Below are 13,437 nucleotides of genomic sequence, written 5' to 3' on the forward strand. Positions count from 1 at the left end.
GATGAACCAGCCGGCTGCCCGACACGAGCGGGGTGAGGCCATGTTCCAGCAGGTCTTCGGCCGCGAACCGCGCCCGGGCTCCTACCCCGAGTTCCTGCGGATCACCGTCGACCACCTGTTCGGCGAGATCTGGACCCGCCCGCACCTGAGCGTCGAGGAGCGCGAACTGGTTGCCCTGACGGCGGTCGCCCTGGCGCGGACCGACTGGGAGCTGCGCGGCCACATCGGTGCCGCCCTGCACCTCGGCATGTCGCGGGAGAAGATCGTCGAGGTCATCATCCAGCTCGCCTACTACGGTGGCTGGCCGGTCGCCAACAACGGGCTGCGCGTCGCCCAGGAGGTCTTCGCCGAGCTGGACGACGCCACCGGCGGGGACGCGGGCCATGAGCGGTGAACCGCCTCCCCTCGACCCGGCCGAGAAGGTCGACCTGTGGCGTCAGCGGTTCTTCGAGGCCCAGGCGGCGGCGGAGGAATTCATCCTGGGAGCGCACGGCGAGGAGGGCGTGGCCGCGTGGATCCAGGCGAACTCCCGCATCACCGCCGAGCTGATGGAGGCGCAACGGCCCGCCGGGGTCTCCGCCACCGACCACTTCATGACCCGGCTGCGGCGTCAGCTCCTGCTGTACGACTCGGCGGTGACCAGCGAGCCCCGGCCCTCGGGCACCGTCCTGCGCAACGCCGACTGCGGGATCCTCCGGTACCGCAGGCGAGCCGCCCGCGCCGGCGTCGTGCTGACGTTCCCGTCACCGTGCCCGTACTGCCAGGAACTCAACACCGCCATCGCCGCCCGCTACGTGGAACCGGACGTCACGGTGTCGTGCGAACAGGCGGGCGACGGGTGCACCTGGCGCGCGGAGTCCCCTCACGCTCCGGGGGAGGACGCGGCCGGGCCGCCGCACCGTGGGCGAGGCGGTGACTGAACCAGCGGCAGCGCCGTACGGTCGAGGGCCCGCGACCGGCCGACGTCGAGCGTCATGCCGAGTTGCCGGCCCACGGCCACGCAGAGGTCGACCGCCGCCGTGCGGGTCAGGTCCTCATGATCGTTCTGGGTGAAGCACGCCGACGCCACGTTCCTGTTCCGTAGGCGCAGGTACCACGGGAACAGCGAGGCCAGCGCGGGCTCGGTCAGCATCGTGCGCGAATGCACGATCGTCCCCACCAGCAGGTTGCCGAACGGGCGTCGGCCGGCGTTCATGAAGCTCTTCAGGCGTTCCTGGAAGATCTTCAGCACCGCGGGCACGTTCCCCGCGTACACCGGCATGGCGAGCAGCATCGCCTGGGCGCCCTCGGCCAGGCCGACGACCTGCGCGAAGTCGTCGTCGAGCGTGCACCGGCCCACCTCGGGATCGAGGCAGGTGTCCTCGCCCTCGCACATCTCGATGCGGTGGTCGATCAACCGGATCCGCTGGATCTCCGCGTCGCCGACCTCCCGCACGACGCCGGTGATCGCCGCATCGAGCAGCGCGTCGGTCAGCGACGGGAGACGCCTCTGCGTGCAGGACAACGCAACGACCTTCATCGAAGGGCCTCCCCTGTCCGCTCCGGCGCCCAGGACCGGCCACGTGCCGAAGCCCGGCGGGCGCAACCTGAGGCAGCCCCAAGCTACCTTCAATCGATCCCCATCGAAACAGTTCTCGGGGCCGGAAGAATCGGTGGGAGCGGACGTCAGCCGCGATCCCTGAGATTGAGCCCCGCGAACGCGGCAACGAGATCGCGCTGCTCACGGGTGGTGAGGGCCTGCAGATGGGCCAGCTTGTTCCGCGCCTGCCACAGCAGGTAGACCGCGTCGCGCAGCGCCGGCCGGGCCCGCCCGGACAACGCCTTCACCGCCACGAAGAGCGGGCCCACTTCGAGGACGTCGGGCGCGCCCCCGAGAGCATCCTGCACCGCCGACTTTCCGTGTCTCTGGAGGAGCGTCGCGGCGATCGACTGGCGACGCGTCTCGATCCAGGGCAGCAGGACCCGGGCCTGGGCCGCCCAGACGGCGTGCCGGACCACCTCCGGCTGGGTGGTGGTCGCCCGGACCGCCGCCACACACTCGTCATGCCACAGGTCCACGGCGCCGGCGTCCCAGTGGTCCACCACGTCGCTCGTGGGCCACCGGCCGGGGTTACGCGGCAGCGAGGCGGGCGGACACTTCGCGACGGGCACACCGGCCCCGTCGATCAGGACCGGCAGGGAGTCCGGGTCCCCGTCCCAGCAGTCGGCCAGGCGCGCAGCCAGGTGGATGTCCCACCGGCACACCTCGATCAGGGTCTCCAGGCGTACGTCACGCAGCACCCCGGGCGCGGACCGCGCCTCGACCGCCGGCTGTATCCGCGCCGCGACGTCCCACCTGCTCAACCGGCCCCACCACCAGAGCGGCTCGAACGTCACATCCGTGTGGTCGGCGCCGAGCTGTGGCAGCGCGTCGCGGGTGCAGACCAGCAGCACCCGGGGCCGGTTCTCCGCCCGGCGTGGTCGGGACTCGGCCACCAGGCGGGTGACGGTGCCCGAGACCTCCCGGCGGTGCCCCGGCGGCAACGTGGTGCAGTCGAGGACGGCCGTCCGTCCCGCCGCCTCGGGATCGTCGAGGATGCGGGCCGTGCTGAGCGGCCCCTCCCCGACGTTGAGCGCCTGGGCGAGCCAATCCAGCGGCCCGCCGTCCTCCCCGTCCGTGGCGACCTGCTGCGGGTACTCGTTGGCCGCCCACAGCGCGGAACTCAGCGCGCCGGTCAGGCCGGCCACGAAGTCCCGGTCGTCGCCGAGGACCGTGGGGAGGACCACGGCGGCATGGCGGCCGCGACCCACCTCCCGGACGGTTTCGGCGATCAGGCGTGCCGGTCCGGGCAGCCGCCAGATGTCCTCGTCCATCGGGTCACCCGGCGTTGCGCAGCAGAGCGGCCGCCACGAGCCGGTCCAGGACCCAGCCCCCGCCCGTGGCGTCCTGTTCGACGGTGTCCAGGGCGACCATGCGGTCGACCACGTGCCGCGCGTCGTGGTTCCAGATGGCTTCCAGGTCGTCGTGGGTGACCGGCTCGACGGCGATCCGGTGGGTCTGCGGGTCGATGGTGGCGCAGTACTGTGCCCACAGGTTCACGTCGTCGAGGTGCTCGCCGAGGCCGACGTCGGACAGGAAGGCCGCGGCCCGCTGCGGATCGGGGAAGGGGACGGCGAGGCTGCCCAGCACGTCCTCGGTCGAACGCCCCTCCGAGACCAGCAGGACGGCGTTCTCGACGAGGGCCGGCCAGCCGGAGGTCGACTCGTGCAGCCGACCCCGTTCCTGGGGGTTGTCGAACGGGAAGTCGTGCCAGGCCCGCAGGCCCTCGACCGACCAGCGGCGCAGGGTCAGCCGCAGCACCTCGCCCGCGCCCTCGGGATCCTCCGCCGGCACGAGGTACTCGGTCGCGTCGACGACCACGATCGCGCGGGCGGTGCGCAGCGCGCCGACGGCCTGCAACGCACGCGCGTACTCGGCCTCGAACTGTTGACGTCGTCCCGGTGGGCACTCCACCAGGAGGAACCGGTGGCGCTCGCGGCCGGTGCCGGAGAGCAGCCGAGGCACCTCCGGCAGCGTCGCGTGCTCGAATTCGAGCCGCTCCCGGGAATCCGCGCCGGTGGTGAGGGCCTCCACCACCCGGTCGACGCCCAGCGCGGGTGAGCCGGTCACCACGGCCGTCGAGTACCGGCTGCCGGCGCGCAGGACGCGCGAGGTGCTTCCGCTGTTGTGGTTGCGTTCGCCGACCAGGTCGGCGATGTCGGCGTCGGTCAGCGGGGACCGTCGCGGGGCGGACCGGCGGCTGGCGGCCGGCATCGTGGCGCGGCTCATCGTCGGGTTGTACTCGTAGGGCAGCTCGAAGTGCCCCTTCGCCTCGCCCAGCTCGTGTTCGAGAGCGCTGGGCGTGCCGAGCATGGCGACCACGTTCGGCGACCGCATGCCGTAGGACTCGCCGGTGCGGCGCAGCACACCCAGCCCGACCATCTCGTCGAGGTAGCGGATGAACTCCTTGCGGGTGAGGACGTCGCCGGAGAACGCCTCCGGCCAGTACGCCTCGCAGTACACCCGCAGGTCCTCCGGGTTGAACCGGGCGCTGGCCGGCGCGTCGTTGCTGAGCAGGGCGACCACGATGGCGATGACCCGGTACCGGTTGTCCAGGTTGATCGTCCAGCGGAAGCGCTGCCCGATGAGGTTCCGCACGTCGCGGTTGGTGTAGACCGCGTCGACGTCGTGGCTGGTGATCGTGATCCGCCCGCCCGAGGACGGGAGCGAGCGTTCGCGGAGGTGGTTGACCAGTGCCTCGCAGAAGATCTGCACCAGGCTGGCCTGGTAGTTGGTGAAGGCGGCGACGCGCCAGACGAGCTCGCTGCGTTCGAACTCGTACCCGATCGCCCGGAGCGGCTCCGCGACCAGCTTGCGCACCTCGGCGGCCCGCAGCGGCCCGATGAGGATGTCGGTGCCCCCGTGCGCCACCGGCGTGTTGGCCGAGTCGTGGAAGCGCTGGACCTGGTGCAGACCGGCGAACACCGGCTTGAACCGACGCCCCGAGGACTCCATGAGGTTCTTCAACCCCTGGAGGGTCTGGAACCGGGCCCCGGACTCCGACTCCTTCGGAGCGGAGTCGGCGGTGAGGAACAGGTCGGCCTCGTCCAGCAGCAACAGCAGGCGGTTGGCCTCGTCCTTGCCCAGCCACCGCTTGATGCCGTCGGAGACGACCTGCGGGCCCGCGTTGACGGCCATCCCGGACGGGAGCACGTCCAGCGCCTTGAGGTGGCGGTTGAGCAGGGACCAGAGCTCCTTGGGCTCGTGCGACTCGCCGATGCCCTCGGACTTCAGGTCCAGGTAGAGGGCCACCCGGCGGCCGGTGGACGCCCGGCCCGTGCCCTCGGTGAAGAGCTTCTGGACGCGGCGGAGCAGCGCCGACTTGCCCAGTTGCCGGCCGCCGTAGACGAACATCGAGCCGGTGGGCGACTCCAGCTCGGCCCGCTCCCGGTCCCGGCCGACGAAGACCTCGTCCGGCACGTCACCACCGGCGAACGGCGTGTAGGGGTTGATCGAGCTGAAGGGCAGCGTGATGCGCTGGGTGAGGCGGAAGTCGGGCTCCTCGCGGGAGGCCAGCCAGCCGATGACCGCCTCGTCGACGAGCAGCACCATGCCGCTCGTGTCCCGGCCGGGGCCGCTCAGGCTCCGTAGCTGGAGGCGCTGCTGAGCCGGGAGGGTGCCGAAGTACAGGATGATGTTGGGACCGGTGCGGAGGCGGTCCGGAAGCAGGCCCAGCAGCCGGCCGGGGGTCGCCCGCTCCCACATGACCGCCACGTTGTAACGGCCGTTGGCCTGCGTGCCGAACTGCGGCACGTAGGAGGGACCGGCAGGCTTCGCGCGCACCTGGAAGAGCGCCGACCGGGTACGGGGCGCGTCGGAGAGAATGTTGAGGTAACTCCCCTCGGCCGGCACGAGGCCCAGCATGCGCAGGACGTCGGCGATCGAGCGACGCAGGTGCGGGGTCTGCATGCTCGCGACCCGGTGCTGGCGCAGTGTCCGCCACGAGGCGATGCCGTCCCTGATGATTGCGGACATCGAGTCGCCCGTGCCCAGCCTGCGCCGCAGTTGCGCGATCACGTCGTCCTTCGGGTCGCTGGCCTCGGCCGCTGCCGTGGTGGCCCAGTCGACGACCCGGGGGAAGAACGCCGTGAAGTCGTCGTCGGCCGGCTCGGCATCGTCCTCGGGCAGGCGCTGACCGGAGTCCAGCAGGGTGAGGAACTCCTCGGCGGTGACCTCGTCACCGTTGTCCAGCAGTGCGGTGATCCGGGCGCTGTCGCTGTCCGAGGGGGAGTGCCGGGCGATTCGCTCGCGTAGCTCCTCGCGGTGCTGCTCGAGACTCGACCGGGCCTCTTCGAGCACCCCGTCGAGCCGCTCCCGGGTCAGGTCGAACCGGTCGACGTACGTCTCGTGCAGCTCCTCCAGTTTCTCCTCGATCCGGTGCGCGGGCTCGTCCCGCCCCACCGAACGGAGTTTGGCGATGGCGGCCTCGACCTTGGCGACCTTCTTGCCGTGCTGCTGCGTGAGGTCGCGCCTGGCCTGCTGGCACTCGTCCCGGAGCAGGTTGGTCTGCTCCGATTCCGGCGCGCCCTCCAGCAGTCGGAGGGCCATCGCGACGTTCCCCCGACCGAGATGCCCGCGCACCGCCTCGGCGACGGTCCGTCCTTCGAGCACGCCCTGCAACTGGGCCAGCGTCAGCCGCTCGTCCGGGCGGCCCCTCTCGTCCCGGTCCACCTCGAACACGAACCGGGCGGCGTGCTGTTCGAATGCCTCGACCGTGTGCACGCCGACCGGCGCCGGCTCCTCGGCGAGCCAGCAGGCCAACTGGTGCAGCGCGGCGGTGCCGACCGTGCGGATCGCGGCCGGCTGCTGGTACTGGCCCGCGGCGCGCCGCAGCGCGTCGATCTGGGTGATGTCCGCCGTCTGCACGGTCTGCCGGATCGCCGCGTACAGCCCCAGGGTCTGGTCGATGAACCCGCGGACCTCGTCGATCGACTCCTCCAGGCGGGTCCGCGCGTTCGCCACGATCTCGCTGCGGAGCTGGGCGCTGGTGCTCACCCGGGAGTCGGCCTTGTCGATCAGCGTGCGCAGCTTCGACCGGTCCTGGAGCTGGGCGGCGAGCCGCTGGAGTTCCCTGACCCGCGCGTCCGGACTGCCGCTCACCGGGGGGCCGGCGGTCACGAGCTGCTGGATGTGGGTGAGGGCGGAACCGAGCTCGTTGCCGTCCTTCACCAGGTAGTGGAGGATGCGCGACGCCCGGGGGAGCTTGATGTTGCGGAGCAGCAGCGTCCGCCGCAACTGTTCCGCCGCCTCGGCGAGGCCGTCCCACTGCTCGAGCAGCGGAAAGCTGGCGTCCTCACCCGCCGGCCGGATCTGCGCGCGGTGCACCGCCTGCACCGCTGCCGCCACCAGGCCGTGCCAGGGAGCAGACTCGATGCTGGCCCGATCCACCAGTTGCTGAAGCCCCAGCGGGGAGTAGCCGGTGGTCAGCCCGAAACGCAGGCATGCCGCGAGCAGCACGCGGGCCTCGTCGGCGCTCACGGAGCCCAGGTCTTCCTCGTCCGGGGCGAAGGCCGCCTGCTTTGCCGCCAGGTCGGCGGGATCGCAGCTCATCGCGGCCGCGAAGAAGCGCATCGCCTGTCGCCGCACCTTCGACTCGCCCGCCGCCCTGGTAAGCAGCCAGGCCAGGCCGTACTCCCCGTCGAGGAGCAGCGAGACGACCCGCGGCGGCTCGCCCTCGCTCCAGGGCGACGCCGTCGCACCGACCTTCACGGGTTCGGGCGCGAGCGGTGCGGGCCCCTCCACGACGGCCTCGGCCGGCTCCGGCACCTCCACCACGACCGGCGTCTGCTCCGGCACGACCACCACGACCGGCGTCCGCTCCGGCACCTCGACCACGGCTTCGGCCGGCTCCCACGCCACGGCCGTGACTTCGGCCGGCTCCGGCACCTCGACCGCGACTTCGGCCGACTGCGTCGGCGGCTCCGTCGCGCCTTCGACCCCGGGCTGCCCGGTGCCCTCGCCGTCGGTCTGCCCCGGGGCAGGCTGTCGGTCACGTCCGGCGGGGAGCGTCGGAGTCGACGGCCGCTCGGAATCGGCCCCAACGACCGGGGCGGCCGAAGCACCGCCCGGCACGTGCCCAGGCACGGCGGCCGCGCTGCCGTCTCCGGGCACCGGAGTCTCGGTGCCCTCCGGCTTCGGCAGGATCTTCTCGGCCTGGTCGTGGAGGCCGAGCTCGCGTAACCGGGCTGCGGCCTCCGCGAGGATGCGCCGGCCCTCCTCCCGCCTACGGCGCTCCTCCTCGGCCCGGCGCGCGCGGTCCTCCTCCTCACGGATCGCCCTCTGCCGGTCCTCCAGCGCCGCTGCCGCATCAGCCAACGACGCCGGTTCCGTCCCGAGCAGTTCGCCGACGACCGTGACGATCTCGTCGGCGCGCTCGAACCAGCTCGTGAGGTCGGCGAGCGAGTCCGCCGACGGTCGCACGGAATCGATGTTGTCCGCCTCGGCTCGCAGAGCCTCGGCAACCTCGATCCCCTCGGTGCGGATCTCGGCCACCCTCGCCACGAGGTCGTGGAGGCCCCCGTCGAGACCGGACGACGTGGGATCGCACTCAGGAAGCCTGGAATCAGCTCCGACGGGATCGGCGGCGACGCCGATCTCGTCGGTCAGGCGTGCCACAACGCCGTCCCAACGGTCCTCGATGAAGGTGTCGCCCGGCGAACTCTGATCGGCCATCGCAGCCAGGAAGAGCAGGGTGGCCGCATACGGTTCATGTCGACGGAGATGGTCGACCAGCGCATTCAGATCTTCTTCGGAGCCCACCTGATTTATCCGCAGATGTTTCGGGCACCGACCTTCGACGTCCGCAAGGAGCGGAAGCAGCCACGACCTCAGGCGTTTGCCATCGGCCGCCATCGCCGCCGAGCGGAGTGACCGCAGCGCACGCGGCCTTCCCAGCCTCAGGTCCGTGACCTGGACCCGTGCCACCGGCGCGACGGCCGAAGCGAGGGACGGGCTGGCGACGAGAACATCACGAAGATCACGGTCGCTCAGGGTGGTGAAGGCTGTTTTCAAGCGTGGCACGATGCGTTTCCTTCAGGCTCCACTCGGCTCACGATCGTGAGGCAGCCAGGACCAGGACGTTGGACGCTATCCGAGGCCGATGGCATTCACCAGGGCCGAAAAGACGAAGACCGGTGCACCTCCAGGGAGGAGCAAGGGCCGGTCGTTGCCACCGAGCCCGCTGACAGCGTTTCTCGGGCGTTCAACGTGATCTCGGTAAGCGGAGCTGCAAAACGGGGGGTCCGCCTAAGCCGACCGGGCCGGCGCGGGTGCGACCACCCGCGCCGGCCACCGGCCGGTCAGAAGTCGTCGTCGAAGGTGACGCTCCCGGTGACACCCACCTGGTACGCCGACACCCGCCGCTCGAAGAAGTTCGACAACTCCTGCACGTCCTGAAGGTCCATGAAGGCGAAGGGGTTCGTCGAGCCGTAGAGCGGCGCGATGCCGAGCTGGGCGAGCCGACGGTCGGCCACGTTCTGCAGGTACTCCCGCATGTCGGGCAGGGACATCCCGGGGACGCCCTGCCCGAGCAGGTCCTCGGCGAACTGGACCTCGCACTCGACCGCCTCGGCCAGCATCCGGCGGACCTGCCGGACCAGCTCGTCGTCGAACAGCTCCGGTTCCTCGCGCCGTACGGTGTCGACCACGTCGAAGGCGAAGGCCATGTGCATGGACTCGTCCCGGAACACCCAATTGGTGCCGGAGGCGAGCCCGTTGAGCAGGCCCCGGGAGCGCAGGAAGTAGACGTAGGCGAAGGCGCCGTAGAAGAACAGTCCCTCGATGCACGCGGCGAAGCAGATCAGGTTGAGCAGGAACGCCCGCCGGTCCTCGCGGGTCCGCAGCTCGCGCAGCTCGTGGAGGGAGTCGATCCAGCGGAAGCAGAACTCCGCCTTGCGCCGGATCGACGGGATGTTCTCGACGGCGGCGAACGCCGCGAACCGCTCGTCCTCGTCGGGCACGTACGTGTCGAGCAGGTTCAGGTAGAACTGGACGTGCACGGCCTCCTCGAAGAGCTGCCGGGAGAGGTAGAGCCGGCCCTCGGGCGAGTTGACGTGCTGGTAGAGGTTGAGCACCAGGTTGTTGGCGACGATCGTGTCGCCGGTGGCGAAGAACGCGACCAGCCGGGACACCAGGTGCCGCTCGGCGGGCGAGAGCCGGGCCAGGTCGGCGAGGTCGGAGTGCAGGTCGACCTCCTCGACGGTCCACGTGTTCTTGATGGCGTCCTTGAAGCGGTCGAAGAAGTGCGGGTAGCGCATCGGCCGCAGCGTCAGGTCCATGCCGGGGTCGAGCAGCAGGGGCCGGGGTTGGGAAACGGTGGTCACTGGCATGCCTCGCAGCTCTCGGGGTTCTCCAGGGAGCAGGCCAGCGCCTCGGCGTCGCCGGTCGCGACAAGCGGTGCGACCAGCGGCTCGACGGCGACGGTGGCCTGCTGGATGCGGGTCGCGGGGCGCGACCGCAGGTAGTACGTGGTCTTCAGCCCGGCCTTCCAGGCGTAGAGGTACATCGACGACAGCTTGCCGATGGTCGGCGCGCTGAGGAACAGGTTCAGCGACTGCGACTGGTCGATGTAGGGGGCGCGGGCGGCGGCGAGGTCGATCAGCGCCCGCTGCGGCAGCTCCCAGGCAGTGCGGAACAGCTCCCGTACGTCTGCGGGCAGCTCGCCGATGTCCCGCACCGACCCCTCGGCGCGCTTGATCCGCTCCCGAATCTCCGGCGTCCACAGCCCGCGCGCCTTCAGCTCGGCGACCAGGTACGTGTTGACCTGGAGGAACTCGCCGGACATGGTCTCGCGCTTGAACAGGTTGGACACCTGCGGCTCGACGCACTCGTAGCAGCCGGCGATCGAGGCGATCGTCGCGGTCGGGGCGATCGCGACGAGCAGCGAGTTGCGCAGGCCGTGCGCGGCGATCCGCGACCGCAGCGCGGCCCACCGCTGCGCCTGCCCCGGTTCGACGCCCCACAGGTCCGGGTGCAGCTCGCCCCGGGCGGCGCGGGTCTCGGCGTACGCGGGATGCGGGCCGAACCGCTCGGCGAGCCCGGCCGAGGTCTCCAGCGCGGTCAGCAGGATCTCCTCCTGCACCCGGGTGGAGAGCTCCCGGGCCTGCGCCGAGTCGAATGGCAGGCGCAGGGTGAAGAACGCGTCCTGGAGGCCCATCAGCCCCAGCCCGACGGGCCGCCAGCGCGGGTTCGACGCCGCCGCCTGCGGGGCCGGGTAGTAGTTGATGTCGATCACCCGGTCGAGGAACACGACGGCCGTGCGGACGGTGGCCCGCAGCCGCTCCCAGTCGACCCCCTCGGCGGTGACGTGCGCGCCGAGGTTGACCGAGCCCAGGTTGCACACGGCGGTCTCGGTGTCGCTGTTCACCTCCAGGATCTCGGTGCACAGGTTGGACAGGTGGATCGTGTTCCCCGCGACGCCGGTCTGGTTGGACAGCCGGTTGGCCCGGTCCTTGAACGTCATCCACCCGTTGCCGGTCTGCGCGAGGGTGCGCATCATCCGCCCGTACAGGTCGCGGGCCTTCACGGTCCGCACGGCCTTCTTCTCCGCCACCCGGTACGCGGCGTCGAACTCCTCGCCGTAGAGGTCGGGCAGCTCCGGCGCGTCGGACGGGTCGATCAGCGACCAGTCGCCGTCGGCCTCGACCCGGCGCATGAACTCGTCCGGCACCCAGTTGGCCAGGTTCAGGTTGTGCGTGCGCCGGGACTCCTCGCCGGTGTTGTCCCGCAGCTCCAGGAACTCCTCGACGTCCGGGTGCCACGGCTCCAGGTAGACGCAGGCCGCGCCCTTGCGCCGGCCGCCCTGGTTCACCGCCGCCACGCCGGCGTCGAGGGTCTTGAGGAACGGCACGATCCCGTTCGACCGCCCGTTCGTGCCCCGGATCAGCGCTCCCCTGCCCCGCACCCGCGACCAGGAGATGCCGATGCCGCCGGAGAACTTGGACAGCCGCGCCACCTGGTGGTACCGCTCGTAGATCGAGTCCAGCTCGTCGCGGGGCGAGTCGACCAGGAAGCACGACGACATCTGCGTGTGCCGGGTGCCGGAGTTGAACAGCGTCGGCGAGCTGGGCAGGTACGCCAGCGACGACATCAGCCGGTAGAAGTCGACGGCCTCGGCCGGCGTCCCGGACAGCCCGCAGGCCACCCGCAGCAGCCAGTGCTGCGGCGTCTCGACCACGAGCCGCGACTCGGGGTGGCGCAGCAGGTACCGGTCGGCGACGGTACGCAGGCCGAAGTACTCGAACCGCAGGTCGCCGGCCGGGTCCACGGCGTCGTCCAGCTCACCGGCGTGACGGGCCACGAACGCGGCGGTGTCGTCGCCGATCAGGCCCAGCCCGTGGGCGTACCGGATGGACTGGCTGAAGCTCGCCACGCCCTGCCCGCTCACCTCCCGGTCCAGGTACGCGGCCAGCAGCCGCGCCGCCAGCCTGGAGTACTGCGGCTCCTCGCCGATCAGCTCCGCGGCCGTGGCGATCGACAGCTTGTCCAGCTCCGCCGTGCTCGCCCCGTCGTACAGGCCGCTGATCGTCTTCGTCGCGACCCGCAGCGGATCGACCTCGTCCAGGCCGGCGACGCACCGCTCGACCGCCCTGACGATCTTGTTGACGTCCACCGGCTCGGTGTCGCCGTTGCGCTTGCGGACCCGCATCACCTGCCGGCGCTGCTCCGGACCACCGGAGCCGGGCACGGGCCTCTCCCGCACGACCGTCATCGACCTCTCCTCGCGCTGTCTCCGACAGCCCTCGGACGCGAGGAGGACGCCAACGGGCCCGGTGACGGGCGAGATCCGGCTGCCGGCGTCGGTCGTCCCTCGCGACCTCGGACCGCCGCCCACGGGTGTGGGCGGCGCGCTGGCAGGTCTTCGGACTCGTGGGCGCCGTGCTCGCTCCTACTGGCCGTCGCTTCCCAGGCCCGGGGGCCCAGTGCTCGTTGACGGCGGTCGTTCCCACTAACCGCTGCGGGGCAGTCCCGGACTTCCACCGGGTTCCCTCTTGCCTCGGCCGCTCCGCGCGGAGCGGCCGAACCAGCTACGCGGACACCATATATGCCGCCGTTGCCGGCAAGTAACACCAGATGTCGTGTCCGCGTGTCGGCTTCGTCTCACCGGCCCGGCTCGCCGACCCGACGCATCGACCCGGACCGTCGGCCGTACGGCCGGGCTCAGCCCTCGCCCGCAGGGTCGAAGAGGGAGTCCGGCGGGCCGGCGGCGACCGGCCCGGCGCGATGCTCGGGCGGCGGGAGCTGGCGGGCGGGCCGGCGGGAGTGCAGGCGCGCGCCCGCCTCGCCGCGCTGCGCGGTGACGGCGAGGGTGACCATCCGTACGGGCTCGGGCGGCGCGACGAAGCCACGCACGCCCCACCGGACCCAGAGCGGCACGCGCCCCGCGCCCGCCTCGGCGAGGAGCTTCTCGACGGTGCGCCGCCGGTCGGTGTGGTCGACCTCGATCACCACGGGCGGCGCGGCGGGCCGGGCGCAGGCGACGTCCACCACGGAGTGCCGGCCGGACATCGGCGGCGGCAGCGGCACGACGCTGGCCGCCCGCCGGTAGACCCGCCAGCCCTGTGCCGCGCCCCAGTCGGCGACGGTGTCGACGACCAGCGCGGTGACCTGCTCGGTGGTGAGGTCGACGAAGGTCAGCCGGGAGAGCCGGCCGGACAGGGCCGCGGCCAGCCGCGCCCCGTCGTCTGGTTCGGTCACGGTGACCGGCTCCTCCCTCCCGTCCGTGGCGCCTGGGCCGTGGCCCGGCGGCGGGCCGGACCGACAGGGCCACCCCACCGCCGCCGCGCCGCGCGGCACCGGCCACCCAGTCTGCCGGGTCCACGGGTCGGCGCGACCAGGGGTGGCGACAAGCCCGCCACCTG

Annotated in this window: 9 protein-coding genes and 1 riboswitch; of the genes, 3 read left to right on the top strand and 6 right to left on the bottom strand. The window is 71.7% G+C overall.

Annotated features, from left to right (window positions below):
• Position 1: 1 nt before the first annotated feature.
• Both LPU43_RS04100 and LPU43_RS04105 read left to right on the top strand, forming a co-directional pair.
• Positions 2–394, top strand: coding sequence for a carboxymuconolactone decarboxylase family protein (locus LPU43_RS04100; RefSeq protein ID WP_229398862.1), 393 nt, complete (start codon positions 2–4; stop codon positions 392–394).
• Positions 384–920: a hypothetical protein gene (locus LPU43_RS04105; protein WP_229398863.1), complete on the top strand. Its 537-nt coding sequence runs from the start codon at positions 384–386 to the stop codon at positions 918–920. Before LPU43_RS04100 ends, LPU43_RS04105 begins: the two co-directional genes overlap by 11 nt.
• Here the strand turns inward: LPU43_RS04105 and LPU43_RS04110 are convergent.
• The 3 genes from LPU43_RS04110 to LPU43_RS04120 all read right to left on the bottom strand — a co-directional run bounded on the left by LPU43_RS04110 (position 863) and on the right by LPU43_RS04120 (position 7,999).
• Entirely contained in the window at positions 863–1,519 is a 657-nt protein-coding gene (locus tag LPU43_RS04110) for a flavodoxin family protein (RefSeq protein ID WP_229398864.1), read from the bottom strand. The genes LPU43_RS04105 and LPU43_RS04110 overlap by 58 nt on opposite strands.
• A gap of 146 nt (positions 1,520–1,665) precedes the next feature.
• A complete protein-coding gene (locus LPU43_RS04115) occupies positions 1,666–2,853 on the bottom strand; it encodes a hypothetical protein (RefSeq protein WP_229398865.1) in 1,188 nt (395 codons plus the stop codon).
• Positions 2,854–2,857: 4 nt separating this feature from the next.
• Positions 2,858–7,999: a hypothetical protein gene (locus LPU43_RS04120; RefSeq protein ID WP_229398866.1), complete on the bottom strand. Its 5,142-nt coding sequence runs from the start codon at positions 7,997–7,999 to the stop codon at positions 2,858–2,860.
• A gap of 87 nt (positions 8,000–8,086) precedes the next feature.
• Here LPU43_RS04120 and LPU43_RS04125 point away from each other — a divergent pair, with 87 nt between their 5' ends.
• Positions 8,087–8,449, top strand: a complete 363-nt coding sequence (locus LPU43_RS04125; RefSeq protein ID WP_229398867.1) for a hypothetical protein — start codon at positions 8,087–8,089, stop codon at positions 8,447–8,449.
• A gap of 428 nt (positions 8,450–8,877) precedes the next feature.
• Here LPU43_RS04125 and LPU43_RS04130 read toward each other — a convergent pair whose 3' ends face one another.
• The 3 genes from LPU43_RS04130 to LPU43_RS04140 all read right to left on the bottom strand — a co-directional run bounded on the left by LPU43_RS04130 (position 8,878) and on the right by LPU43_RS04140 (position 13,273).
• Positions 8,878–9,906, bottom strand: a complete 1,029-nt coding sequence (locus LPU43_RS04130) for a ribonucleotide-diphosphate reductase subunit beta (RefSeq protein ID WP_229398868.1) — start codon at positions 9,904–9,906, stop codon at positions 8,878–8,880.
• Positions 9,897–12,287, bottom strand: coding sequence for a ribonucleoside-diphosphate reductase subunit alpha (locus LPU43_RS04135; RefSeq protein ID WP_229398869.1), 2,391 nt, complete (start codon positions 12,285–12,287; stop codon positions 9,897–9,899). Before LPU43_RS04135 ends, LPU43_RS04130 begins: the two co-directional genes overlap by 10 nt.
• 124 nt (positions 12,288–12,411) lie before the next feature.
• Positions 12,412–12,619, bottom strand: a riboswitch (cobalamin riboswitch).
• Positions 12,620–12,736: 117 nt separating this feature from the next.
• Positions 12,737–13,273 carry a hypothetical protein gene (locus LPU43_RS04140; RefSeq protein ID WP_229398870.1) on the bottom strand — a complete coding sequence of 179 codons (537 nt, stop codon included), beginning with the start codon at positions 13,271–13,273 and terminating at the stop codon, positions 12,737–12,739.
• Between the last annotated feature and the right edge of the window lie 164 nt (positions 13,274–13,437).

The organism is Micromonospora okii (assembly GCF_020884795.1).
Lineage (GTDB): Bacteria > Actinomycetota > Actinomycetes > Mycobacteriales > Micromonosporaceae > Micromonospora > Micromonospora okii.